The sequence below is a fragment of the Paludibacterium paludis genome, assembly GCF_018802605.1.
Taxonomy (GTDB): domain Bacteria; phylum Pseudomonadota; class Gammaproteobacteria; order Burkholderiales; family Chromobacteriaceae; genus Paludibacterium; species Paludibacterium paludis.
The window spans coordinates 967399-992675 of sequence record NZ_CP069161.1; the positions used below are offsets into that span (position 1 = coordinate 967399).

21 protein-coding genes are annotated in these 25277 nt (G+C 63.4%); 12 read left to right on the forward strand and 9 right to left on the reverse strand.

What is annotated here, in order from left to right:
* Positions 1 to 105: 105 nt before the first annotated feature.
* From JNO50_RS04345 to ispH, 4 genes are read left to right on the forward strand one after another with little or no spacing between them, the layout of a single operon-like run.
* A complete protein-coding gene (locus tag JNO50_RS04345) occupies positions 106 to 1041 on the forward strand; it encodes a bifunctional riboflavin kinase/FAD synthetase (RefSeq protein WP_189535059.1) in 936 nt (311 codons plus the stop codon).
* On the forward strand, positions 1038 to 3824 hold the full coding sequence (gene ileS / locus JNO50_RS04350; RefSeq protein ID WP_189535061.1) for an isoleucine--tRNA ligase: 2787 nt from the start codon (positions 1038 to 1040) through the stop codon (positions 3822 to 3824). The genes JNO50_RS04345 and ileS overlap by 4 nt, the downstream gene beginning before the upstream one ends.
* The gene (gene lspA, locus JNO50_RS04355; RefSeq protein WP_189535063.1) at positions 3817 to 4320 is read left to right on the forward strand and encodes a signal peptidase II; all 504 of its coding nucleotides are present in this window, start codon (positions 3817 to 3819) and stop codon (positions 4318 to 4320) included. Before ileS ends, lspA begins: the two co-directional genes overlap by 8 nt.
* A complete protein-coding gene (ispH, locus tag JNO50_RS04360; protein WP_189535065.1) occupies positions 4317 to 5258 on the forward strand; it encodes a 4-hydroxy-3-methylbut-2-enyl diphosphate reductase in 942 nt (313 codons plus the stop codon). The genes lspA and ispH overlap by 4 nt, the downstream gene beginning before the upstream one ends.
* A 45-nt stretch (positions 5259 to 5303) precedes the next feature.
* Here ispH and JNO50_RS04365 read toward each other — a convergent pair whose 3' ends face one another.
* Positions 5304 to 6293, reverse strand: a complete 990-nt coding sequence (locus JNO50_RS04365) for an FUSC family protein (RefSeq protein WP_189535067.1) — start codon at positions 6291 to 6293, stop codon at positions 5304 to 5306.
* 6 nt (positions 6294 to 6299) lie between these two features.
* The gene (locus tag JNO50_RS04370; RefSeq protein WP_189535069.1) at positions 6300 to 6890 is read right to left on the reverse strand and encodes a cysteine hydrolase family protein; all 591 of its coding nucleotides are present in this window, start codon (positions 6888 to 6890) and stop codon (positions 6300 to 6302) included.
* A 141-nt stretch (positions 6891 to 7031) separates the two neighbouring features.
* On the opposite strand from JNO50_RS04370, the gene JNO50_RS04375 reads away from it, so the two are divergent.
* The 5 genes from JNO50_RS04375 (at position 7032) to JNO50_RS04395 (ending at position 13756) form a co-directional block, all read left to right on the forward strand.
* A complete protein-coding gene (locus JNO50_RS04375) occupies positions 7032 to 7493 on the forward strand; it encodes a GNAT family N-acetyltransferase (protein WP_189535070.1) in 462 nt (153 codons plus the stop codon).
* 90 nt (positions 7494 to 7583) lie between these two features.
* Positions 7584 to 9485, forward strand: a complete 1902-nt coding sequence (gene htpG, locus JNO50_RS04380) for a molecular chaperone HtpG (RefSeq protein WP_189535072.1) — start codon at positions 7584 to 7586, stop codon at positions 9483 to 9485.
* 202 nt (positions 9486 to 9687) lie between these two features.
* On the forward strand, positions 9688 to 11124 hold the full coding sequence (locus JNO50_RS04385; protein ID WP_189535075.1) for an efflux transporter outer membrane subunit: 1437 nt from the start codon (positions 9688 to 9690) through the stop codon (positions 11122 to 11124).
* Positions 11125 to 11159: 35 nt separating this feature from the next.
* Positions 11160 to 12230 carry an HlyD/EmrA/EmrK family protein gene (locus JNO50_RS04390; RefSeq protein ID WP_189535076.1) on the forward strand — a complete coding sequence of 357 codons (1071 nt, stop codon included), beginning with the start codon at positions 11160 to 11162 and terminating at the stop codon, positions 12228 to 12230.
* Complete coding sequence (locus JNO50_RS04395; protein WP_189535078.1) at positions 12227 to 13756, forward strand: DHA2 family efflux MFS transporter permease subunit; 1530 nt, start codon at positions 12227 to 12229, stop codon at positions 13754 to 13756. Before JNO50_RS04390 ends, JNO50_RS04395 begins: the two co-directional genes overlap by 4 nt.
* A 76-nt stretch (positions 13757 to 13832) precedes the next feature.
* On the opposite strand, the gene JNO50_RS04400 is transcribed toward JNO50_RS04395, so the two are convergent.
* The 3 genes from JNO50_RS04400 to aceB form a co-directional block, all read right to left on the reverse strand.
* Positions 13833 to 14444, reverse strand: coding sequence for a glutathione S-transferase (locus JNO50_RS04400; RefSeq protein ID WP_189535080.1), 612 nt, complete (start codon positions 14442 to 14444; stop codon positions 13833 to 13835).
* A gap of 98 nt (positions 14445 to 14542) precedes the next feature.
* The gene (locus JNO50_RS04405) at positions 14543 to 15238 is read right to left on the reverse strand and encodes an SIMPL domain-containing protein (RefSeq protein WP_189535082.1); all 696 of its coding nucleotides are present in this window, start codon (positions 15236 to 15238) and stop codon (positions 14543 to 14545) included.
* Between the two features lie 167 nt (positions 15239 to 15405).
* Positions 15406 to 17001 carry a malate synthase A gene (aceB, locus tag JNO50_RS04410; RefSeq protein ID WP_189535084.1) on the reverse strand — a complete coding sequence of 532 codons (1596 nt, stop codon included), beginning with the start codon at positions 16999 to 17001 and terminating at the stop codon, positions 15406 to 15408.
* A 132-nt stretch (positions 17002 to 17133) separates the two neighbouring features.
* Between aceB and JNO50_RS04415 the strand changes: the two genes are divergently transcribed.
* Positions 17134 to 18030 carry a LysR family transcriptional regulator gene (locus JNO50_RS04415; protein WP_189535086.1) on the forward strand — a complete coding sequence of 299 codons (897 nt, stop codon included), beginning with the start codon at positions 17134 to 17136 and terminating at the stop codon, positions 18028 to 18030.
* A gap of 14 nt (positions 18031 to 18044) precedes the next feature.
* Here JNO50_RS04415 and JNO50_RS04420 read toward each other — a convergent pair whose 3' ends face one another.
* Complete coding sequence (locus JNO50_RS04420; protein WP_189535088.1) at positions 18045 to 18806, reverse strand: hypothetical protein; 762 nt, start codon at positions 18804 to 18806, stop codon at positions 18045 to 18047.
* A gap of 124 nt (positions 18807 to 18930) precedes the next feature.
* Between JNO50_RS04420 and JNO50_RS04425 the strand changes: the two genes are divergently transcribed.
* A complete protein-coding gene (locus JNO50_RS04425; protein WP_189535091.1) occupies positions 18931 to 19509 on the forward strand; it encodes an HD domain-containing protein in 579 nt (192 codons plus the stop codon).
* On the opposite strand, the gene JNO50_RS04430 is transcribed toward JNO50_RS04425, so the two are convergent.
* The 3 genes from JNO50_RS04430 to aceA form a co-directional block, all read right to left on the reverse strand.
* Entirely contained in the window at positions 19455 to 19931 is a 477-nt protein-coding gene (locus tag JNO50_RS04430) for a GNAT family N-acetyltransferase (RefSeq protein ID WP_189535093.1), read from the reverse strand. The genes JNO50_RS04425 and JNO50_RS04430 overlap by 55 nt on opposite strands.
* 84 nt (positions 19932 to 20015) lie before the next feature.
* A complete protein-coding gene (locus tag JNO50_RS04435; RefSeq protein ID WP_189535096.1) occupies positions 20016 to 22682 on the reverse strand; it encodes a cytochrome c peroxidase in 2667 nt (888 codons plus the stop codon).
* A gap of 183 nt (positions 22683 to 22865) precedes the next feature.
* Positions 22866 to 24146, reverse strand: coding sequence for an isocitrate lyase (gene aceA / locus JNO50_RS04440; RefSeq protein ID WP_189535098.1), 1281 nt, complete (start codon positions 24144 to 24146; stop codon positions 22866 to 22868).
* 494 nt (positions 24147 to 24640) lie between these two features.
* On the opposite strand from aceA, the gene grpE reads away from it, so the two are divergent.
* Positions 24641 to 25207, forward strand: a complete 567-nt coding sequence (gene grpE / locus JNO50_RS04445) for a nucleotide exchange factor GrpE (protein WP_189535100.1) — start codon at positions 24641 to 24643, stop codon at positions 25205 to 25207.
* Positions 25208 to 25277: the final 70 nt, after the last annotated feature.

Sequence of the window (25277 nt, forward strand, 5' to 3'; positions counted from 1 at the left end):
AAAGCCCTGCGTCAGCAGGGCTTTTTTCTTGTCGGCGCGCGCTGGACTGTCATGGCGCCGGGCGGCTAAAATCAACCGTTTCAGGATGTGACAGATAGGCGCCCGATGCGAGTTTATTTCGGAGATCCGACACGATTCGGATTGTCTCCTTGCGCGTTGACCATCGGTAATTTCGACGGGGTCCACATGGGGCACCAGAACATGCTGGCCCGCTTGCGGACCGAGGCGACCGCGCGCGGGCTGCCCGCGGCCCTCCTGACCTTCGAGCCGCATCCGCGCGAGTTCTTCGCGGGTGACAAGGCGCCGGCACGGTTGTCCACGCTGCGCGACAAATTGACGTTCCTTGCCGGTTTGAACTGGCTGGACTATGTTTTCGTATTCAGATTCAACCATGGCTTTTCCCGGATGCCGGCGGATGTTTTCGTCGACGAGGTGCTGGTACGCCAACTGAAGACCCGCTATCTGCTGATCGGCGACGATTTCCAGTTCGGCGCCGACCGGCGCGGCGATTTCTCCTTGCTGGCGGGGCATGGCGGTTTCGTGACCGAGGCCATGCCCTCCGTGCTGGTGGAGGGCGAGCGCGCCTCGAGCACGCTGGTGCGCGCCGCGCTGCGGGACGGAGACCTTGAGCGGGCCTGTTCCCTGCTGGGCGGCGACTACCGCATTTCCGGGCGGGTGATGCACGGCCGCAAGCTTGGACGCACGCTGGGGTTCCCGACGGCCAATGTCTACCTGCCTCACCGGCGCCCACCCCTGGAGGGGGTGTTCGTGGTCGAGGCCGATACGCCCTACGGCCGTCTCGGCGGCGTGGCGAGCCTTGGTTTGAATCCGACGGTCAGCCAGACCCGGCATCACAAGCTGGAAGTCCATCTGTTCGACTTCGCCGGTGATCTTTACGGGCGGCGGATCACAGTCCGTTTTTTGAAGAAGCTGCGTGACGAAGCGCGTTATGACGATTTGTCCGCATTGGTGGCGCAGATCCGCAAGGATGCGGCCGATGCGCGAACCTATTTGACCCAATTGCAGCGAGAGCAGGCATGAGTACCGATTATCGAAAGACAGTGAATCTTCTGGACACTCCGTTCCCCATGCGGGGTGACCTGGCCCGCCGCGAACCGGCCTGGGTCAAGAGCTGGCAGGAATCCCGCCGCTACGAAAAGCTGCGCAAAATCGCCGCCGGCCGTCCCAAGTTCATCCTGCACGACGGCCCGCCTTACGCCAACAACGACATTCACCTGGGCCATGCGGTCAACAAGGTGCTCAAGGACATCATCGTTCGCTCCAAGACGCTGGCAGGTTTCGATGCGCCTTACGTTCCGGGCTGGGATTGCCATGGCCTGCCCATCGAACTGATGGTGGAAAAGCTGCACGGCAAATCGATTCCCGCCGCGCGTTTTCGCGAACTGTGCCGCGAATACGCCGCCGAACAGGTCGCCCGCCAGAAAAAGGGCTTCATGCGCTTGGGCGTGCTCGGCGACTGGGACAACCCCTACCTGACCATGGACTACAAGACCGAAGCGGACATCGTGCGCACTCTCGGCAAGATCCATGACAACGGTTTCATGTTCAAGGGCGAGAAGCCCGTGCACTGGTGTATCGAATGCGGCTCGGCGCTCGCCGAGGCCGAAGTCGAGTACGAGGACAAGGTTTCGCCGGCCATCGATGTGGGCTTCTCCGTCGTCGACCCCGCCAAGCTCGCCGCGGCGTTCGGTCTTGCCGCGCCGGTCGCGGACGCGCGGGCCGTGATCTGGACCACCACGCCCTGGACCCTGCCCGCCAACCAGGCCGTCGCCGCCAACGCCGGGCTCGTTTACCGCTTGGTCGGCACGCCGCGCGGCGTGTTGCTTCTCGCCGCGGATCTGACCGAATCGGCGCTCAAGCGCTACGGTATCGAGGACGGCGTCACGATGCTTGGCGAGGCGCGCGGCGAGGCGCTCGAAGGGTTGATGCTCCGCCACCCCTTCCTGGACCGCGAGGTGCCGGTGATTCTTGGCGATCACGTGACGACCGACGCCGGTACCGGCCTCGTGCACACCGCGCCGGCGCATGGTCTGGAAGACTACCAGGCCGGGCTGGGTTACCGTCTGCCGATCGACAACCCGGTGGGGGATGACGGCCGCTACATTTCCACTGCGCCGGTATTCGCCGGCGTGTCGGTATGGGACGCCAATCCGCAGATCGTCGAACTGCTCGGGAAGACGGGCGCGCTGGTGCATCAGACGCGTCTCTCGCACAGCTACCCGCACTGCTGGCGCCACAAGACGCCGATCATTTTCCGGGCGACGGCCCAGTGGTTCATCGGCATGGACAAGGCGGGCAAGGACGGCGAGACGCTGCGCGCGCGCGCCAGCCGCGCCGTCGACGCCACCGAATTCTTCCCCTCCTGGGGGCGTTCGCGCCTGGAGGCGATGATCGGCAACCGTCCCGACTGGTGCGTGTCGCGCCAGCGCAATTGGGGCGTGCCGATGACCTTCTTCGTGCATCGCGAGACCGGCGAACTGCATCCGCGTTCGGCAGAGCTTCTCGAAGAGGTGGCGCTGCGCATCGAGCAGCGCGGCATCGAGGCCTGGTTCTCCCTTGACGCGCGCGAACTTCTGGGCGATGAGGCCGAGACGTACCGCAAGCTGACCGACACCCTCGACGTCTGGTTCGATTCGGGCTCCACGCATTTCGCGGTGCTCAAGGCGCGCCCGGAGCTCGCTTGGCCGGCCGACCTCTATCTGGAGGGTTCCGACCAGCACCGCGGCTGGTTCCAGTCGTCGCTGCTGACCGGCTGCGCGACGATCGGACGCGCGCCCTACAAGCAGCTGCTGACCCATGGTTTCACGGTGGACAGCCAGGGCTACAAGATGTCCAAGTCGCGCGGCAACGGCATCGCGCCGGACGAGATCTGCGGCACGCTGGGCGCCGACATCCTGCGCCTGTGGGTGGCGTCCGCCGACTACTCGGGCGACATGTCCCTGTCGCAGGAAATCCTCAAGCGCACCACCGAGAGCTACCGGCGTCTGCGCAATACCCTGCGCTTCCTCCTGGCCAACCTGTCGGACTTCGATCCGATCGAGCACGCCGTGCCGTTCGGCGACATGCTGGAGCTCGACCGTTACGCGACCTTGCGTGCCCGCCAATTGCAGGAGCAGGTCGCCGGCGAGCACTATGCGCGCTACGCCTTCCATCATGCGATGCAGGATATCGTGCTGTACTGCTCGGAGGATCTGGGTGCGTTCTACCTGGATATCCTGAAGGATCGGCTGTACACCACGCGCGCCGATTCGCGCGCCCGCCGTTCGGCGCAGACCGCGCTCTATCACATCACCCGCAGCCTGCTGTTGCTGCTGGCTCCGGTGCTGTGCTTCACGGCGGACGAGGCCTGGGCCGTGTTCACCCGCAGCGAGGAAGACTCCGCGCTGTTCCACACCCTGCACGAGTTCCCGTCGCTGACGGCGGAGGCCGAAACCGCCCTCGTCGCGAAGTGGGAAGCCATCCGCGCGCTGCGCGCCGAGGTGAACCGCGAAGTCGAGGTGCTGCGCGCGGCCGACAAGCTCGGTTCGTCCTTGCAGGCCGAGGTGGAGATCGAAGCCGCGGGGGATCTGCTCGCTTGGCTGCAGGGTCTGGGCGGCGATCTGAGGTTCGTGCTGATCGTCTCGGCCGTGACGGTGAAGGCCGGTGATGCGACCCGTATTACCGTGGCCGCGTCTTCGCATGCCAAGTGCGATCGGTGCTGGCACTATCGCGCCGATGTCGGCACGCACGCCGGCCATGGCGCCGTGTGCGGACGCTGTGTGGAGAACCTGGACGGCAAGGGCGAGGTGCGCGAACATGCCTGAGGCCGCTTCCTTGCGGCGTGCGTCGGGACGGGCCGTCTGGTTCGTCCTGGCGTTTGTCGTCATCGTGCTCGATCAACTGACCAAAGTGTGGGTCAACGGGAGTTTTCAGTACGGTGAAGTTCGTCCGGTGATCGACGGTGTATTCAATCTGACGCTTGCCTATAATCGTGGCGCGGCGTTCAGTTTTCTGGCCGACGCCGGTGGCTGGCAACGGCATTTCTTCACACTGTTCGCGCTTGGCGTATCCGGCTGGCTGGGCTGGCAGATCCTGCGCGGCGGGTTTTCCCGGCTGATGTGCTGCGCGGGCGCTTTCATCATCGGTGGCGCGCTGGGCAACATGGTCGATCGCCTGCTGCACGGACACGTGATCGACTTCATCCAGATTTATTACGGGAACTGGTACTACCCGGCCTTCAACGTCGCCGACTCGTTCATTTGTGTCGGCGCGGCGCTGATGGTGGTGGACAGTCTGAGAAAGGGCAAGGAGGGGGGATGAGCAAAACCGTCATGCTGGCGAATCCGCGCGGGTTCTGCGCCGGGGTCGATCGCGCCATCGCCATCGTTGAACGGGCCCTGGAGTTGTACGGCGCGCCCATCTATGTGCGGCACGAGGTGGTGCACAACCGCTTCGTGGTCGACGGCCTGAAAAGCAAGGGCGCCATTTTCATCGAGGATCTGGCGGATGTTCCGCGCGGCGCGACGCTGATCTACTCGGCCCACGGCGTGCCTCTTTCCGTCAGGGCGGAAGCCGAGGCGCTGGGGCTTACCGTGTACGACGCGACCTGTCCGCTGGTCACCAAGGTGCATGTCGAAGTCAAGCGCATGCACAAGGCGGGCATGGACATCATCATGATCGGCCATGCGGGACATCCCGAGGTCGAAGGCACAATGGGGCAGGCCGAGTCGGGCATGTATCTGGTCGAGTCGGTCGCCGATGTGGCCACGCTCGACGTGGCGCGTCCCGATGCGCTGGCGTATGTCTCGCAGACAACGCTGTCGGTGGATGAGACCCGTGACATCATCGCGGCCCTCAAGGTGCGTTTTCCGGCGATTTCCAGTCCGAAGAAGGACGATATCTGCTATGCGACCCAAAACCGCCAGGACGCGGTCAAGGAACTGGCGGCGCAGTGCGATGTGGTCATTGTCGTGGGATCGCCCAACAGCTCCAACTCCAATCGCTTGCGCGAAGTGGCGGCGTTGAGGGGAGTGGATGCCTATATGGTTGATAACGCGGACTTGCTCGACGAGGCCTGGTTCGCCGGCAAGCGCTCGGTGGGCGTGACCGCCGGCGCGTCGGCGCCCGAGGTGCTGGTCGAAGCGGTCGTCGAACGTATCCGTTCGTTCGGCGCCGGCGAGGTGACCGAATTGCCGGGCGTGGTGGAGAGCACGACGTTCGCCCTGCCTCCCGGCCTGCGGGAAAGCAAGACCCCGTAACGCGAGCGCAATCCCAACCGAAACGGCACCCTGGCGTGCCGTTTTTCATTGGGTTGCGCGAGCGGGGCGCGAATGCCAGATCAGGCTCACCGCCAATCCGATCAGACCGCCGAGAATCACGTCTTCCACCCGCATCATCCCGATCCCGACTCCTTCCTGCAGCGATGATGAGGCCAGCACGCACAGCGTACCACGCAGTCCGAAGGCCAGCGGGTAATGCTTGATCGTGTCGATGGAAACCCCGATCAGCAGGAGGCAAACACTGTAGAGCACCGGGCCGGCGGGCAGGACATGGGCGAGCACAATGCCGACGGGAACACCGGCGAGCACCCCGATCAGCCGGTCACGGTGTTTCCGGAGAGAGGTGGCCAGCTCCCCGGTCGAGACACTGGCCGATGACCAGATCACCCACTTTTCCGGTTCGATGTGACTGATCTTGACCCAACTGGCGGCCACAAGGACCGCGATGAAACGGATGATCGCAGCATCGCGGTATTGCCGGTACGCCCTCGTGTCGGGAGTCTGGCGGGCGAAGCAGCTGCGCCAGGTTTGTGCCGCGCCGTGGCGTTTGGCCAGCCGCCACGCGATCAGGGCGGGGGGAATGACCGCGGCGAGGTAGCCATGCCAGAACGCGGCATGGGGTGCGGCGCGGGACGCCAGTTCGCAGCCAAGATAGAACGCCGGCAAAAAGAGGTAGGTCGTGAAGGTGGCGGCGTTGGCCGAGCGCATGCCGATGCCGGACGACACGGAGGCGTAGCCCGCGCAAAGCAGCACAAAAACCGTCGCATGCGGTTCGGCAAGGATGAACAGCTCGATCGAGACGGCGATGAGCGTGGCCTGCCCCAGGACCCGTGCCACGGACGGGCCCAGGCGGTTGACCACGATCATCAAGTACACCGCGATGAATGCTTCCTTGAGCCAGACCGCCTCACCGGTCGCGAGGAACAGCAGAACGGCGGGCAGCATGCCAAGCACGGTCAGCCACAATCGCTCCCACTGGATCATCGGGTCCGGCAAAGAGAAGGCGAATCGCACGATGTGTCACGCCTGGCCGCGTATCCAGTCTTCCACGGTGGTGATGCTGGCCAGGTGGGACATCACCCCGGCGAGAGTCGCCGCATGGACGGCATCGCTGGCGGTCGCGCACGCATCGCCCAGCACCGTAACCCGGTAGTCGCGATCATGGGCGTCGCGGGCGGCCGATTCCACGGCGTGGTTGGTCGAGACGCCGGCGAGCACCAGATGCGAGATCCCGCGGGCCCTGAGCAGAGTTTCCAGTTGGGTGTTGTAGAACACGCCGATGCGCGATTTGACGATGACGAAATCTTCGTCGCGCACATCGAGCCCCGCGAGAAACTCGGTGCCCCAGTCGCCCAGCTTGAGGACGCCGTAGTCGGGCGCTTTGCCGAATACCGGCGAGTGCGCCGGGCAATTGGCGTAGTTGGGCTGGAAACCGACTTTGACATGAGCGATCGGGATGCCCAGTTGGCGGGCATGGGCAATCGCCATATTGGCCTTGTCGATAACGTGGTGGCGCGCAACCATCTCCGCGCAATTGGGGATTTTGCCGTCCGCATGACAAATATCGTTGATGTAATCGATCGTCAGTAACAGGGTATCGTGATGGGCCATGTGTTGTTCTCCTGATTGAGGGCGGGACCTGTCCGGCGTCGTAGCCGGAATTGCAGTGTAGATCAGCCCTGTATTGCCTGCTCCGGTGGCTTTGGGCATGATGGACCGTTCGATGAAACGATCTGAAAGCGAGTGACGCCAATGATGGACCGCACAGCGTTTCCCGACCATCGGACACTTCCCAACGTCGCCGTGCGCCGGGCCGGGCACGAGGATTTTCCGTCGGTGGTCCGGCTCTACGAGGAATGGGGCTACGGCGGCACCTACACCCCCTCCGACATGATCTGGCTCGCCGAAGCGGGCGCCGGGCCGGTCGGGGTCGTCCGCCTTGTCCATGAGGAGGGCACGGTTGTTCTTCGGGGCATGTTCGTGACGGCCGCATGGCGCAACAACGGCATCGCCGGCCGCCTGCTGGAGGCGGCGACCCGCGAGCTTGACGAGCCGTGCTGGTGCATTCCCTTTGCGTATCTCGAACCGTTTTACGCGCGTTTCGGTTTCGTCGCCGCCACCGAAACCGAGGCTCCCTCTTTTCTGGTCGAACGACTGGGCCGTTACCGCTGGACCGGGCGGGATTACCGCATCATGCGCCGTAGCGGTTCGTAAGCCAGGTTGTTATCGGCGGGGCTTGAAAAGTCTGGAGGCGTCCCTATCTGATGGCTATTGTCGTCAACCCTTCAGACTTATCCGCAAATCATGAGCGCACAGAAAGAAACACTGGGATTTCAAACCGAAGTCAAACAGCTGCTTCACCTGATGATCCACTCCTTGTACTCGAACAAGGAAATCTTCCTGAGGGAATTGGTATCCAACGCTTCCGACGCCGCGGACAAGCTGCGCTTCGAAGCGATCGCCCATCCCGCCTTGCTGGAGAACGATCCCGAATTGACCATTCGCGTCGAATTCGACAAGGAAGCGCGCACGCTGACCATTCGCGATAATGGCATCGGCATGTCGCGCGAGGAAGTCATCGATCATCTGGGGACCATCGCCAAATCCGGCACCCGCGCGTTCCTCGACTCGCTGACCGGCGATGATCGCAAGGATGCCAACCTGATCGGCCAGTTCGGCGTCGGTTTCTACTCGGCCTTCATGGTGGCCGACAAGGTCACCGTCACCACTCGCCGCGCGGGAGCCGATACGGCCGAAGGCGTGCGCTGGGAATCCAGCGGCGCCGGTGACTACACCATTGAAAACATCGTGAAACCCTCGCGCGGCACGGATATCGTCCTGCACCTGAAAGACGGGGAAGACGAGTTCCTCGACGGATGGCGCCTGCGTCACATCATCCGTACCTACTCCGATCATATCTCCCTGCCGATCATGATGCGCGCGCCGGCCAAGCACGACGACGACGGCAAGGAAATCGAATCGGACGAGATGGAGGCGGTCAACCAGGCCTCGGCCCTGTGGTCGCGCAGCAAGAATGAAATCAGCGACGAACAGTACCGCGAGTTCTACAAGCACGTTGCCCACGATTTCTCCGATCCGCTGGCCTGGAGCCACGCCCGCGTGGAGGGGCGCCAGGAGTACACCGAACTGTTGTACATCCCGTCCCGTGCGCCGTTCGACCTTTATGAACGCGAACGCAAGCAGGGCGTGAAACTCTATGTCCGCCGGGTGTTCATCATGGAGGACACCCAGAAGCTGATGCCGCAGTACCTGCGCTTCGTGCGCGGGGTGATCGACTCCAATGACCTGCCGCTGAACGTGTCGCGCGAAATCCTCCAGCAATCCCGCGATATCGATACCATCCGCGCCGGCTGCGTGAAGAAGGTGCTGTCGCTGCTGGAGGATCTGGCCGCCAACGATGCCGAAAAGTACGCGACTTTCTGGGATGCGTTCGGCCAAGTCCTGAAAGAGGGCGTGGGCGAAGACTTCGGCAACCAGGCGCGCATCGCCAAGCTGTTGCGTTTCACCTCGACGCTGTCGGACGGCGACGGACAGACGGTTTCCCTGGCCGATTACGTTTCCCGCATGAAAGAAGGTCAGGAAAAGATTTACTACATCACGGCCGAGTCGCTGTCGGCGGCGCGCAACAGTCCGCATCTTGAAGTGTTCAAGAAGAAGGGCGTGGAAGTCCTGCTGCTCACCGACCGCATCGACGAATGGGTGACCGGCAGCCTCAACGAATTCGAAGGCAAGGCGCTGCAATCGGTGGCCAAGGGCGCGCTGGATCTGGGCGCGCTGGAGGACGAGTCGGACAAGCAGGCGCAGGAAGCCGCCGAGGAAGCGGCGCGTCCGGTTGTCGAGCGCATCCGTAAGGCGCTGGAAGAGCGCGTGCGGGACGTTCGCGCCACGGCTCGCCTGACCGACAGCCCGGCATGCCTGGTGGTGGGCGAGCACGACATGAGCGCGAACCTGGAGCGCCTGCTCAAGTCCGTCGGCCAGAAAGTCGAAGGCAGCAAACCGACGCTCGAGATCAACCCCGAGCATGTGCTGGTGAAGCGCCTCGCGGACGAGCAGGACGAGTCGCGCGCCTCCGATCTTGCCCAGGTGCTCTATGACCAGGCTCTGCTGGCCGAGGGGGGCAAGCTGGAGGATCCAGCCGCCTTCGTCAAGCGCATCAATCGCCTGATGCTGGAATTGTCGGCCTGACGACTGTTCCGCTCCTCTCCGAAGCCGTCCGCCCTGAAAAGCGGACGGCTTTTTGTTTGTCTCCCGATCCGGGTTTCTCCGTACCTGTCACGCCATTTTTCACGATCGTTACTTAATTGAACCAATGGGTTCAGTTTTTCTTGACGTCATGCCTCGTTGAGATTATAACCGTACCGTTCAGTTTAGTTATGGTTGGTTTTTCATGAAACGCCCCGACTTCGCCGGTTTGCCGTCCCGGCATGCCTGCCTTGCCCTGCTGGTTTCCTGCGCGCTCGCCGGATGCGCCGCGCTGCCGGATCTGCCTGCGGCGGCCACTCCCCGTCAGGATCTGGCTTCCCCGAGACTGGAAAGCGGTACCGGCCAATGGGTTTCCGATCAATGGTGGCACGAGTATCAGGATCCCCAGCTGGATGCGCTGATCGAGGAAGCTCTGGCAGGCTCTCCCGATCTTGCCGCCGCCCGGGCCCGGCTGCTGGCCGCCGACGGGATGCTGCGTCAAAGCGGCGCGGCGCTGGAGCCGACGGCCGATATCGATGCGTCGGTCAGCCACACCAGACAAAGCTACAACAATGGCGCACCGGCCGCCTTCGTGCCGCACGGCTTCAACAACAGCGGGCGTCTGGCGCTGGATATCGGCTACCGGCTGGATGTGTTCGACCGCCATCGCGCGGCGCTCGCCGCGACCCGCTCGAACCGGGCAGCCGTTGCCGCCGAACTGGCCGAAGCCCGGCTGGTGCTGACCACCTCGGTGGCCTCGTCCTATGCCGAGCTCGCGCATCTGTACCGGCGCCGCGATACCGCCGCCGCAACACTGCGGATCCGGGAGCGGAGCGCCGGGATTTTCGCGTCGCGCCAAGCCGGCGGTCTGGAGACGCTGGCCAGCCTGCGAGTGGCCCAAAGCCGGTTGGAAACGGCCCGCGCCGAAGTGGCGATGGCGGACGAGGCCATCGGGCATCAGGCCACGGCGCTGGCCGCTTTGCTGGGCAAGGGGCCGGAGCGCGCGAGCGCGGTTACGCGCCCGGCCATGGATATCGGCCGTTTGCGCGAATTGCCGACCACCGTCGGCGCGAACCTGTTGGGACGCCGTCCGGATATCGTGGTTTCGCGTCTGCGTGTCGAGGCGGCCAGAGGGAGGGTCGATGAAGCTCATGCGGCGTTTTACCCGGACATCAATTTGAGCGCCTCGGTCGGTTTTCAGTCGCTCGGTCTGAGCTGGCTGACCCGGAACGGTTCGGAAACCGCCAGCGTCGGGCCGGCCCTATCGCTCCCGCTGTTCCGGCAGGGAGAGTTGCAGGGACGCTACCAGGTCAACCGGGCCACCTATGACGAGGCGGTGGCCAACTACGACAAAACGCTGGTCCGGGCGTGGCAGGATTTCTCCGATGTCATGACGTCGCGGCACGCCATCACCCCCGTCCTGCGTCATCAGCAGCAGTCCGTTGAGTTGGCCGAGCAAGCGCGAAACGTGGCGGAGCAACGCTATCGCGGCGGTTTGGCCACAGCTCTGGATGTGCTGAGCGCCGAAGACACCTTGCTGGCCGGGCAGCGTCTGCTCGATGACAGCCGGGCACGCCTGATGACGCTGGACATTTCACTGATCGCCGCGCTGGGCGGCGGCTATGGCGCCAACGCGCGCTGATGACTCCCACCGAATACGATCAAAAAGGAAAACTCATGCCGGATGCTTCCATCCTTCCCCCCCACGCCGCCCCGGACAGCCGTCTTTCCGAAGGCCGGAAGCGTAAAACCGCTTTTCTGGCGCTCGGCGGTGTCGTCGCGCTGGGCGCCATCGGTTATGGCGGCTGGTGGATTCTGTATGCCTCGCACCATGTCAGTACCGATAACGCTTATGTGGCCGCCGAAACCGCGCAGGTCACCTCGGCCGTCAGCGGTATCGTGGCCGAGGTGAACGCGGTCGACACCCGCCCGGTCAAGGCCGGTGAATTGCTGGTGAAGCTGGACGACACGGACGCCCGCCTTGCCGTGGCGCAGGCCGACGCCGAACTGGGGCGCGCCCGCCGGCGCGTGGCCGGTTATCTGGCCACCAACGAAAACCTCGCCGCCCAATTGGCGGCGCGCGACGCCGATCTGGCGAGAAGCCGCGCCGAGCTGGAGCGCCGCCAGGCATTGGCCGGCAGCGGCGGAGTGACCGGCGAGGAGGTTGGCAATGCCAGAAGCGCCTGGCTTGCCGCCCGTGCCGCCCGCGAGGCGGCCGCCGCTTCGCTCAAGGCCAACCAGGCGCTGACCCGCGATGCCGATATCGAGCAGAATCCGGAAGTCGCGCTGGCCCGGGCACGGCTGGAGCAGGCCCGTGTCGATTTGTCCCGTACCGACATCCGCGCCCCGCTGTCCGGCGTTGTCGGCAAGCGCCAGGTGCAAATCGGCCAGCGGGTGCAGGCCGGCTCGCCGCTGATGTCCGTGGTTCCGGTGGGCGCGGTTCATGTCGACGCCAATTTCAAGGAGGTGCAACTGGAGAGTGTGCGGATCGGACAAAAGGTCGAGCTGGTTTCCGATATCTACGGCAAATCGGTGGTGTATCACGGTAAGGTGGCGGGGTTTTCCGCGGGATCGGGCGCGGCCTTTTCGATGATTCCCGCCCAGAACGCGACGGGCAACTGGATCAAGGTGGTGCAGCGCCTGCCGGTTCGCGTGGAACTCGATCCCGCCGAACTGGCCGCTCATCCGCTCAAGGTCGGCCTGTCCATGACCGCCACCATCGATACCCGCACCGGATCCCGGTCATGACAACCGACACCTCGCAAGCTCCCCTGAGCGGCGGCATGCTGTGGCTGGCCGCTTTCCTGCTCGCCGCCGCGAACTTCGTGGTGGTGCTGGATACGACCATCGCCAACGTTTCCGTGCCCACTATCGCGGGCGGTCTGGCGGTTTCCTCGAGTCAGGGAACCTATGTCATCACGTCCTATGCCGTGGCCGAGGCTGTTTCGGTTCCGCTTACCGGCTGGCTGGCGTCCCGCTTTGGCACGGTGCGGGTGTTTGTCACGGCGATGATCCTCTTCGGCGTGTGCTCCGTACTGTGCGGCCTGGCCGGCTCGCTCGGCACGCTGGTGGCTTTCCGGGTGCTGCAGGGGCTGGCCGGCGGTCCGCTGATGCCCTTGTCGCAAACCCTGTTGCTGCGGATTTTTCCCAAGGAGAAAGTCGGCGCGGCCATCGGCCTGTGGAGCATGACCACGCTCATCGCCCCGATCATGGGGCCGATCCTGGGCGGCATTCTGTGCGACCACGTCGGCTGGCCGTCGATTTTCTTCATCAATGCGCCGATCGCGCTGGTGTGCGGTTACTTCGGTTGGCGGATGCTCCGGCGTTACGAGTCGGCGCTACTGAAAACGCGTATCGACGGGATCGGTCTGGCGCTGATGGTGGTATGGGTCGCGGCCTTGCAGATCCTGCTCGACGAGGGCAAGAACCAGGACTGGTTCGCTTCGGAAGAAATCGTCGCGCTGGCCATTGTCGCCGCGATCGGTTTTGTCGCTTTTCTGATCTGGGAGCTTACCGAACGGCAACCGGTCGTTGATCTGCGGGTCTTCCGGCACCGGGGCTACAGTGTCAGCGTCCTGACCATTTCGCTGGCGTTCGGCTCGTTCTTTGGCGCCACGGTGCTGACGCCGCTGTGGTTGCAAAGTTACATGGGCTACACCGCGACCGAGGCCGGTTACGCGACGGCGATGTCCGGCATTCTGGCGGTGCTGGTCGCCCCGCTGGCGGCGAAGCTGTCGTCCAGCATGGATCCGCGACCACTGGTATTCTGCGGCGTGATGTGGCTGGGCGGTGTGACGCTGTTCCGCAGTTTCTCGACATCGGACATGTCATTCTGGCAGGTGGCGCTACCCTTGCTGTTCCAGGGGATCGGCATGCCGTTTTTCTTTGTTCCGCTGACCGGTCTCGCGCTGGGGAGCGTGACCGAGGCCGAAACCGCGTCGGCCGCCGGGTTGATGAATTTCATGCGCACTTTGTCGGGGGCTTTCGCCACGTCGCTGGTGAACACCAGTTGGGAGGATCGCGCCACGCTGAACCGCTCGGATCTTGCCGGTGTGGTGGACCAGGGCGGCGAGATGATGGCCAGGTTGACCGACACCGGACTGGATGGCGGGACGGCGCGCCATCTCGTCGATCAACTGGTGCAGGCGCAAAGCATCATGCTGTCGACGAACCAGATTTTCTGGTTGTCCGGTCTGTCGTTCGTGGCGGCCGCCATGGTGATCTGGCTCGCGCCCCGTCCATCCCGGGTAGCCGACACCTCCGTCGCTCACTGAGCGCCGGGGACGCCATCCAGAAACAACGGGCCACCGATCCTTGCGGATGGGCGGCCCGCTGTTCTGCCTTGCCGGATCAGGCGGCGGGCGGGAGGGTATCGACGAACGAGGCGCGCAGCTGCAGTTTGTCCTGCAGGGCCTTCAGGTTGGGATAATCGTCTTTCCAGGCGATCTCGGGGAAGCGGAAGTCGAGGTAGCCCAGGCAGCAGCCGGTGGCGATATCCGCCAGGCTGTAACCGTCGCCATGGCACCAGGGGCGCTCGCCCAGTTCCCGGGACAGGGTTTCGAGGCCACGGTCGATCTTTTCCCGCTGGCGCTCTATGACATCCTCGCAGATCTTGTCCGCGGGGCGGCGGCGTTCGAGCACGATGGCGACCGCCGCATCGATGATGCCGTCGGCGAGGGCTTCCCAGCGGCGCACCAGGATGCTCTGGCGATTGCCATCGGGAAACAGCCGTGAAACCGGCGAGATGTTGTCGAGGTACTCGACGATGACCCGCGAGTCGTACAGGGTCATGCCGTCATCGAGTTCCAGCACCGGTACCTTGCCCAGCGGATTGTACCCGGACACGCGTGTCTCGCCCGACCAGGGATTTTCAATCTCGAGGGGACAGTCGATCTTCTTTTCCGCAAGGACGATGCGCACCTTGCGGGCATAAGGACTGGTGAGAGAGGCGATCAGTTTCATGATTGTCTGCGTGTTGGTCTGTTGATCCGCCGACACGCCGCCAGGCGGCGTGTCACGTCTCTTAACTGTAACGCAACGGAATCCGGACAGGAAGCCGCTTATTTCAGCTCCAGCCGGCCGGTGACCTGCAACTGGATTTCGCTCTGGCCCGGCTGCCAGTTCGGCTGCGCCACATCCATGGCTTCGGCGGCGGCTCCCATGGCCTTCATGCGCAGCATGACCGGACGCACCGGCGAGAGGTTGTTGCCGATTTCCAGCTCTTTCACCTGAACCGCCGATTTGCCGAGCGCCTGGGCGGCGATGCGGCCCTGTTCCTTCAGTTCGCCGATCGCGGCGGGAATCAGGGTTTTCTCGACGGCGCGGCGCGCCTCGTCGGACACTTCGAATTGCAGGTTGCCCAGCGCCAGGTTCTGTTGCAGTTTGGCAACCAGTTCGCTGGCCTGCTTTATGTCGCGGCTTTTGAGACGGATTTCGGCGCGCCCCTGCCATCCCTGGATCCTGCCGTTCTTGTCGTAGTCAGGCCAGGTGTTGTAGGAGCCCGAGGTGGTCTCGACTTTGGTGAACGGCTTCGCATCGGCCAGGGCGCGGTTGATGGCCCGGTTCAGCCGGTCGGCCAGTTGCGCCGGCTGGGCATTCTTCTCCTGCAGGTACAGCGTGGCGCTCAACTGGTCGTTGGCGATCTGGCTTTGGGCACTCGCGGTAAGGCGCAGGTCGGTGGTGGTGTCACCGGCCTGAGCGGCACCCGCTCCGAGGGCCAGGATCAGGCAGGGCAGGGCAATTTTTTTTTGCAGCATGTCGAATCCTTGTTGCTTGGATAAATGGTTATGACCCGTGTTATCTCGGCGGGTTCCTGCAAAACGAATGACTTTACGCATTTCATGATAGGGGCATGGGGCGCAAATGCCCAGCGACACGACAAAAAGCCCGCCATCAAGGCGGGCTTCGTGCGGGGGAGCTCAGGTCAATCGAGGTATTCGTAACCCGGCAGCGTCAGGAACTCGACGAAATCGTCGGAGGTCGTCAGCAGGTCGAACATATTGGCGGCGTCCTCGTACTGGCGTGTCCAGCGCGAACCGGCTTCGCGCTTGAGCGTTTCCACCTCGTCCGCGGCGAGTTGGCGGAACAGTTCGACGGTGACCTTGCGGCCGTCTTCCAGCACGCCCTTGGGCGAACGGATCCACTGCCAGATCTGCGAGCGGGAAATCTCGGCCGTGGCGGCGTCTTCCATCAAATTGTGGATGGGGACGCAGCCATTGCCGGAAATCCATGCCCCCAGATACTGGATGCCCACATTGATGTTCATGCGCAGGCCCGCTTCCGTGATCGGTGTTTCCGGCTGGAAGTTGAGCAGATCGGCGGCCTGGACATGCACGTCTTGACGCTGCTTGCCGATCTGGTTCGGACGCTCGCCCAGAACGGCCGTGAAGGATTCCATGGCGATCGGCACAAGACCCGGGTGGGCGACCCAGCCGCCGTCGTAGCCGTCGGTCGCATCGCGATCCTTGTCGGCCTTCACGCCGGCCAGGGCCTTTTCGTTGGCGATGGCGTCGTTCTTGATCGGAATCAGCGCCGCCATGCCGCCGATGGCCGGCGCGTTGCGCTTGTGGCAGGTCTTGAGCAGCAGCAGGGCGTACGAGCGCATGAACGGCACGGTCATGGTGATCATGCCGCGGTTGGCGAGGCAGAAGTTACGGTTGTTCTTGAACTTCTTGATGCAACTGAAAATGTAGTCCCAACGGCCCGCATTGAGGCCGGCGCTGTGTTCGCGCAACTCATACAGAATCTCGTCCATCTCGAAGGCGGCGAGGATGGTTTCGATCAGCACGGTCGCCTTGATCGTGCCGCGCGCCACGCCGAGCGCTTCCTGGGCTTCCACGAAGATATCGTTCCACAGCCGGGCTTCCAGATGGCTTTCCATCTTCGGCAGGTAGTAGTACGTGGCGGAGCCCTGTTCGATCAGGTAATGAATGTTGTGGAAGAACGACAGGGCGAAATCGAAAATCGCGCCGGAGACGATCTTGCCATCGACCTTGACGTGCTTTTCCATCAGATGCCAGCCGCGCGGGCGCAGCAGCAAGGTGGCGATGGTGTCGTTCAGCCGGTAGGCCTTGCCTTCCGGACTGGTGTAGCCGATGGTCTTGCGGTAGGCATCTCGCACGTTGATCTGCCCCGAGAGCTGGTTGTCCCAGCTTGGGCAGTTGGAGTCCTCGAAGTCCGCCATGAAGCTCTTGGCCCCGGAGTTGAGGGCATTGATCATCATTTTGCGTTCCACCGGGCCGGTGATCTCCACCCGGCGATCCAGAAGGTCGGCGGGCAGGGGGGCGATGCTCCAGTCTCCGTTGCGAACGTCGACGGTTTCCGCCAGAAAATCGGGCAGACGGCCCGCATCGAGTTCGCGCTGGCGTTCTTCGCGGGCCGCCATCAATTCCTGGCGCCGGCCTTCGAAGCGGCGGTGCAATCCGGCGAGGAACGACAAGGCGTCGTAACTCAGGATGGTTTCGTACTCGGGGGTCAGGGGAGCGAGGATTTCCACGCCCTGGGGCAGACGGATGGCCATGACAGTTTCTCCTGAAAACGGGTGCGCAGATGGGGTTGTTTTTTGGAATGGTGCGACGCAACCAGTTTAGATACGTTCCTGTTTATGAGAAAGGGGTAAAATGGCACAACATATTTTACTTTTTCGTCACGAATGGATGCCTTCAAGCTATTGGAAACCTTCATCAGCGTCGTGGATACCGGCAGTCTCACGGCCGCGGCGCGGCGCGAAGGGGTGGTGCCTGCGGTGATCGGCCGGCGTCTGGACGCGCTGGAGGAGCGCCTGTCGGCGCGATTGCTGGTGCGCACCACACGGCGCCTTTCGCTGACGTCCGAAGGCAGCGCGTTCTACGAGGATTGCCAGCGCATCCTGGCCGAGCTCGCCGACGCGGAAGCGGCGGTGTCGTCCGGCACGACGCGCGCGCGCGGCCATTTGCGGCTGAGCGCCCCGGCCGGCTTCGGGCGGCGCCATGTCGCGCCGCATCTGGCCAGCTTCCGCCTGGCTCATCCGGATATCCGTGTGACGCTGGACCTTTCCGACCGACTGGTCGATCTGGTGCGCGAGCAGGTCGACTGCGCGATCCGCATCAGCGATCTGGCCGACTCCGGACTGGTGGCGGTACGTCTTGCCGAGAACCGGCGGGTGGTGGTCGCTTCACCGGCGTATCTGGCTCGCGCCGGCATTCCCCGCTCGCTGGACGATCTGTCCGGACATACCTGCCTGTCGCTGGGCGAGAGCCAGAGCCGTGGCTGGACGTTCCAGCTTGACGGACGGCCGGTCAACCTCAAGGTGTCCGGGCCGCTCGAATGCAACGACGGCGCGGTATTGCACGACTGGGCCGTGCAGGGACTGGGGCTCGCATGGCGCTCATGGTGGGAAGTGAAGGACGATCTGGCCGAAGGCCGGCTCGTCACTGTGCTCGATGCCTTCGCCTCTCCCGATTACCCCATCTTCGCGGTGGTGCCGGAGCGCAAGTACCTGCCCCAGCGCGTGCGCAGCTTCATCGATCATCTCAAGGCGGTGTATGGCGCGCCGGGATATTGGGACTGAGCCGGTTCCCCGGGCTAGGCCAAATCCTTGTCCAGCTGGTGCAGGACGAAATCGCGTGTCCGGCCTGCCGGCATGTCCCGTTTCACGGCTGTCAGAAACTCGCTCCTGATCGATCGGTACAGGGCGTCGGTAAGTGGCCCGGCACAGAGCTTCAGGGTCTCGATGGCGGTTTTTTCCTCTGGCAGGAGCGATGCCGCGTCGCGTTGCTGCAAGCCCAGCCCGATATATTGCCGGTAGAGGCGCATGAAACTGAAGTCCTGGAACGCCCAGAGCGACGCATCCATGGCGCAGAGCGCGGCCATCGCTTCCCGGTGCGCGGCGGCGGCCATCGCCAGAACCCGACGGATGGGGCGCTCGGCGGGCGCGAGGTCGCTCGGCTCCGCCGGCCGGTTGAACAGCGCTTCGATCGTTGCGTCGCTTCCGTTCAGGGCGCCGCACAAGGCCTGACGCGGTTTCCCGGCCCGCAGTATTTCTGGCAACGGCCGGCCGGTCTGTCGCCACACCGCGGCGAGGGTGTCGGCCAGCATCTCGAGCCCGGTCCGTTTGGTGTCATCCGCGGCGGTTTTTTGCCGCGGGGGCGTGACAGGGCCGGAGGCTCTCGCTTCGAACGCGGCGGCAAGCTCGCTCACCTTGACGGCTTGTGCGCCAATGCGGCTGGCGAGCTGGATGGCCGGCGCCGGGGTGGGGCGCACGTGGCTGGGTGTTACCGTGAAACCGTCGCTCGGTTCTCTTCGGGCGCCGTTGGTGACGATGGACGGCGGGGCATAAATTCTCATGACCGGACTCCTGAGTCGGATGCAATCAGGCTCATGCTAGCCGTTGACGCGACACCGGGCTTTCAGATAATGCTGTTCCACAGTGATAGAATCCCGCCATCCCCGCCAAACAAAGGATCCATTCATGCAAGCCGTGGTCGATTTCATTCTGGAACTGGACAAACTCAAGGGCGTGACCCGCAAGACCCGTCCGCTCGGACTCGAACGTTACGAAAACTCCGCGGAGCACAGCTGGCAGATCGCGCTATTGGCGGCGTCGCTGGCGCCCTACGCCGAAGAGGCGATCGATATCGACCGTGTGATCGGCATGTTGCTGGTTCATGATATCGGCGAGATCGAAACCGGCGACACCATCGTGTACGCCGAGGATGGCTGGGAAGAGCGCAAGGCCGCCGAACTGGCCTGTGTGACGCGGATTTTCGGGATGCTGCCCGACGCCGTCGGCGGAAAATTCCTCGCGCTGTGGCAGGAGTTCGAGAAGGGCGCGACGCCCGAGGCGCGTTTCGCCCATGCCGCCGACCGGGCGATGCCGGTGCTGCTCAATCTGGCCAATCAGGGCCAGAGCTGGCGGGAAAACGGCATCAGCCACGAGCGGGTGGTGCGGCGCATCGCGGCGCCGATCCGCGAGGGCTGTCCGGCCCTGTGGGCTTATCTGGATGCGAGGCTGGATGCCGCGCGCGACGAGGGCTGGTTCGGCGCCTGACCGGGGGCGCGCAGCACATGATATTCGCCATCGGTGTCGTGGCCCTTCTCCTCGAAGGTCCAGCCTTGCGAGGCGTAGAAGGCCAACGCTTTGTGATTGGCCGACAGGCACTTGAGTGTCATCGTGTCGCGACACAGCGCGGCGCACCGCTCGACCAGCGCCTTGCCGATGCCCCGACCCTGATGGGCGGGCAGGATGTAGAGGTGGTGCAAAAAGCTGTCCGGCTCCCAGACCGAGGCGAAGCCGACCGCTTCGCCATGCCAGCAGGCGACGACCAGGCGTTCATCCTTCGTGGCCCGGTCGAAGTCTTCGGCAGTTTCACGCCCGGTATCTAGCCAGGAGAAGGTGGCCTTGCGGGTGGCCCGGTAAATCTCCTGTAGCGCAGCTCGGTCGTTTTCTTCGAAAGGCCGGATAGTCAGCATCGTGAACTCCTGTGGTGGAATCCCATTATCCTGTGCCGTCCGGCCCGCGGCAATGAGGGAGGGCGGGCCTCCCCGTTCGCCTGTCTAGCGGCGCTCCAGTTCCGCCCTGCCTGCCGGTTCCTGGCGCGGTTCGGTCGAAATCGCCTTCATGAACTCCATCAGCGCGTTCATTTCCATCTTGTTCAAGCCCAGCGAACGGATTTCCGGCGAGGTGACCGGGTACAGGGGATCATACTTGAATAATCCTGTCGGCAGCGTTTGCACCATTCCGGCGTTATACATGGCTAGCACGCCGGTGGTGTTGCTCATCGGGAAAAGCCCGTTGTGCATGTAGTTTCCGCTGTACAGGATATCGCGCAGCGTCGGCGTTCTGAAAAAGCCGACGTCCCTCGGGTTGCCGGTGACAAGATAGCGGCCCAGGTCTTCCAGTTCCCGTCCATAATAATGCAAGCCGTCGCTATGGAAACGGTTGTCCGAAAACAGCGGCGAGTTGTGGCAGTTGATGCAGCGCGCCTTGGTGCGGAACAGGTGCATGCCCCACAGTGCGTCATCCGACAGCGCGGAGGTTTCGCCCTTGAGGAAGCGGTCGAAGGCGCTGTCTTTGCTGATGATGGTGCGCTCGAAGGTCGCGATGGCGCGGGTCATGCGTTCGGCGGTGACGGACGCATCGCCGAAGGCGGCCCTGAACAGCTCGGCATATTCCGGAGCCGCCGCGATTTTGCTCACCGCGTGGCCAAGCGACTGATGCATCTCCAGCGGATTGGCGATCGGACCGGCGGCCTGGTCTTCCAGCGATTTCGCCCTGCCATCCCAGAACAGCTCGGTGACATAGGCGGTGTTCAAAATCGTCATGGCGTTGCGCTTGCCAAGCTGGCCAATGTGTCCTTCGGAGAGTTCCTTGCTGTCGCTCCATCCTGCCTTTGGATCATGGCAACTGATGCAGGCGGTCTTGTTGTTGCGCGATAATCTGGTATCGGAAAACAATTTCTCCCCGAGAGCGACTTTTTCCGGGGAATAGGGATTAGCGGCCGGGAAAGGAACCGGCGGCAGCAAACCGATGTCCTGAAAACCTGCCTTCACCGAATCGTCGATTTCCGGCGCGGGCCAGTCAGGCTGGGTGGCGCTGCCCGGAACGTAACGCGAATAGCTCGTGCGCCAGGCGGCGAATTGCCCCGCATCGGGACGGACGGCGGCCCCTGGCGTCTTGCGCACGAAAACCGGCCGCGACACGCGATGGAACAGCATCACGCGGGCCGTTTCGCCAGGCTGCGGAGCGCGGACCGAGCCGTCTTTGCCGATCAGCACCATCATCCCTTTATCGAGGGCCCACCAGGAGGCGGTCGGCACGAAGGACGGGAAAGCCGCCTTGAATTCGGGGTCGACCAGATCGGCGTTCTCGCTGCTCGCGGAGACGCTCAGCAGTTTGGCCAGATCGGCCACCTCCGGCACGCGCCAAGCGGCTATCCTGCAACGCTGGGCCTGGTTGCTGGCGTTGGCAAGACGCGTGGCGCCGGCGGCGTCGACCGGCAGGTTGGCGCTGTCCGTTACCGCTGCCGGGGACAGGACGAACATTTCGTTTTTCTGCAGATCTCCGGCGATCGATCGCAGATTGATGTCGACGCAGACCCCCGGCTCTCCCTTGCTCGCGGGGCGTTTCGCTTCGCCAAGCGCGATGAAGGACGGCTCGGGCGTATCGTCCTTGCTCGGCTCATCGGGCAGCACCGGCCCACGGACCAGCCGGACGGCCCCGTAGCGGCCCTTGGACAGCGTGGTGCTGGGCAGTGTCTTGTGGGTGGCGTCGAACCAGACCGCGAGGAAGCCCTGCACTCCACGCATCGTGTCGCTCCAGTAGAACGTCGGCTCCGCATCGGTGAAGACCTGGCGATCGATGGCGGCGAGTTGTTGTGAGGAATTGTATTGCGACGGATCCCACAGTGTCTTCAGTTCCCGCTCGGTCGGCACGCGCCAGTCGGAGAACCCGCAATACCCTGATTCGTTGACCTTTTCGGCATAGTCGCCGGCCACGCACTGCGCCATGGCCGGGTCGCAAGTACCGTCGTTGGATAGTCCGCGTTCGGTGGTAGGCTTGAAGCGGTGGCGGGCGGCGCGCAGTCCGTCGCTTGACTTGATTTCCCAGGTCAGGCCGGTTTCCTTGTCGCTCGCGCAGATATCACCGCCGGCGGCGTCACCATGCTGAACCGTGAAGCGGGCCGTCGGGGGGCGCCCCTTGAGGGCGGCAAGGCTGAGTTTGACATGACGGCGAGCGTAGTCGGCATCGACCAGCGTGCGGTCGACGCCGGCCCCGGCCAGCAGGGTTTGCAGATCCGCTTGCTCATCGAGTTTTGCTGCGCGGGCAAAACGCGCGCTGTCGGCCGCGTCGATCTGGATGCCGTTACCGGCGTCGTCGTCGGCATCGAGCGTGAGCAGCAGCTGGGCCATGCGCACCACCGACGGGTCGTCGGCGTTGGCCGCGCGGGTCAGGTCCAGTGGGGTCAGAACGGCCGATGCGGACGCGGCGCCGAGTTCCAGTTGTCCGATGCGGAAAGTGACGGTTTCACCCGGTAGATACCGGAATTCGCCGGCGGCGGTCGTGGTGCCGTGCTGGGTTGGCGTGTCGTAGGTCAGACCGGATACCGGGGCATCGACAAAGGTGCCGGTAAGTGGTTGGCCGGAAGTTGAACCGCCTCCTCCGGCGCAAGCCGCAAGCAGGCCGGCCAGAGGGAGGAGGCGAAGAAGACCGAGTTCTCTCATGTTTGCAGTAGTGATAATTATTATCATTACTATTGTAAACATGAATAACCCGTGCGTAAACAGCCGGGCCAGCGTCGCACCCGGAAGGGAGCGGCGGGAGCGCTGTCCATGAAAAACCCCGCCAGTCCTTGTGGGAGAGCGGGGCGGCGATGAAGGGCGGAGGGTATCCGCCCGGATCGGAACTCAGTGGAACTGCTCTTCTTCGGTCGAGCCCTTGAGCGCGGTGGTCGAAGACTGACCTCCCTGAATGGTCTGGGTCACGGCGTCGAAGTAGCCGGTGCCCACTTCGCGCTGGTGTTTCACGGCGGTGAAGCCCTTTTCGGCGGCGGCGAACTCGTTCTGCTGCAGTTCGACGAAGGCCGTCATGTTGTCGCGGGCGTAGCCGTAGGCCAGGTTGAACATCGAGTAGTTCAGGCTGTGGAAGCCGGCCAGGGTGATGAACTGGAACTTGTAGCCCATCGCGCCCAGCTCGCGCTGGAAGCGGGCGATGGTGGCATCGTCCAGGTTCTTCTTCCAGTTGAACGACGGCGAGCAGTTGTAGGCCAGCATTTTGCCCGGGAACTTGGCGTGGATCGCTTCGGCGAACTTGCGCGCGTAGTCGAGGTCCGGCTTGCCGGTTTCACACCAGATGAGGTCGGCGTAGGGGGCGTAAGCGAGGCCGCGGGCAATGGCTTGCTCCAGGCCCGGCTTGGTGCGGTAGAAGCCTTCCACGGTGCGCTCGCCGGTGCAGAACGGCTTGTCGCGGTCATCGATGTCGGAGGTCAGCAGATCGGCGGCTTCGGCGTCGGTGCGGGCGACCAGCAGGGTCGGCACACCGTAGATGTCGGCGGCCAGACGGGCGGCGACCAGTTTTTCCACGGCTTCGCGGGTCGGCACCAGTACCTTGCCGCCCATGTGGCCGCATTTCTTCACGGAAGCGAGCTGGTCTTCGAAGTGAACGCCGGCGGCGCCCGCTTCGATCATGCCCTTCATCAATTCGTGGGCGTTGAGCACACCGCCGAAGCCGGCTTCGGCGTCGGCCACGATCGGCGCGAAGAAGTCGATATCGTCATTGCCTTCGGCGTGGTGCAGTTGATCGGCGCGCTGGAAGGTGTTGTTGATGCGCTTGACGACCGCCGGTACGGAGTTGGCCGGATACAGGGACTGATCCGGGTACATTTCGCTGCCGAGGTTGGCATCGGCGGCGACTTGCCAGCCGGACAGGTAAATGGCTTTGAGGCCGGCCTTTACCTGCTGCATGGCCTGATTGCCGGTCAGCGCGCCCAGCGCGTTGATGAACGGTTCCTGGTTCAGCAGCGTCCAGAGTTTTTCCGCGCCGCGGCGGGCCAGGGTGTATTCGATCTGAACGGAGCCGCGCAGGCGTTCAACGTCGGCGGCGGTGTAACCACGGGTGATGCCTTTCCAACGGGGGTTTTCGTCCCAATCTTTCTGGATGGCGGCAATGCGCTGTTCGCGAGTAGTCATGTTATACCCTTCTCGATACGTTTTCTCGTCGCCCGGCACGCCATGTGCCCGGCCCTCCTCAGTCGCGGAGCCGGCTCCCGGTGGGTGAATCCGGGCCCGCTTCGGCCGAGGTCCCGGAATGGTCGCCGGAGGTCTCGGCCCTGGTGATCCGGTGGTTCCGGAATCTCGTTGTCGCGGTTCCGGAAGGGATCCGGAATCGGGAAAATCGCACGCTTCGCCGAGGGTGCCGGGAGCGCGGTTTTCCTTGTGCTGTTGCAGCATTTAAGCATAAAGAATGCCGTTTGTGTGCGGTGCAGCAGAAAAAAAGTTGTTGATTTTCAAAAGATCACAAAGCGGCGCGCAATCGAATATTCATAATGGGTTTTGAGGCGCGCAAATGAACAAAAAGTCCGAAAACGCGCATTTCGCATCGGCGCTTGAATTTGGCGAAAGTGCCCCTACCTAGCGTGAGGACTATGTTTTTGACTTTGCCGATTGGTAACCGAGGATTTGTTATGCAGGAAAAAGAGACCAGCCTACCGGAAGAACACGGAGAGAACACCGTCGCCCCCGAAACCGGATCCGAATCCCCTGTCGCCGATACAAGTCCGGACACGGCGGCCGAGCCGACCGCGGAACAACGCATCGCCGAGCTCGAGGCCGAACTGGCCCAGGTCAAGGATCAGTATCTGCGCAGTCTGGCCGATCTTGAGAACCAGCGCCGCCGGGCGAGCGAAGATGTCGCCAGCGCGCACAAGTTCGCCATCAACAAGCTTGCCGCCGAACTGTTCCCGGTCAAGGACAGCCTGGAGATGGCGCTGGCCGACCAGAGCGGCCAGTTCGACAATCTGAAGTTCGGCGTCGATCTGACGCTCAAGCAACTGCTCTCGGCCTTCGAGAAAGCGCAGATCAAGGAAATCAATCCGCTGGGCGAGATGCTCGACCCGCACCGCCATCAGGCGATCAGCATGGAAGAATCGGAAGCCGAACCCAACTCGGTGATCCGCGTCATGCAAAAAGGCTATATGGTGGCCGAGCGCGTGCTGCGTCCCGCCATGGTTGTGGTCGCCAAGGCGAAATAAGACACGACAAACCCGGCGATTTCCCCTCTTGAAAACAGGGATGTCGCCACGATTTTCCAGAACATGCGAT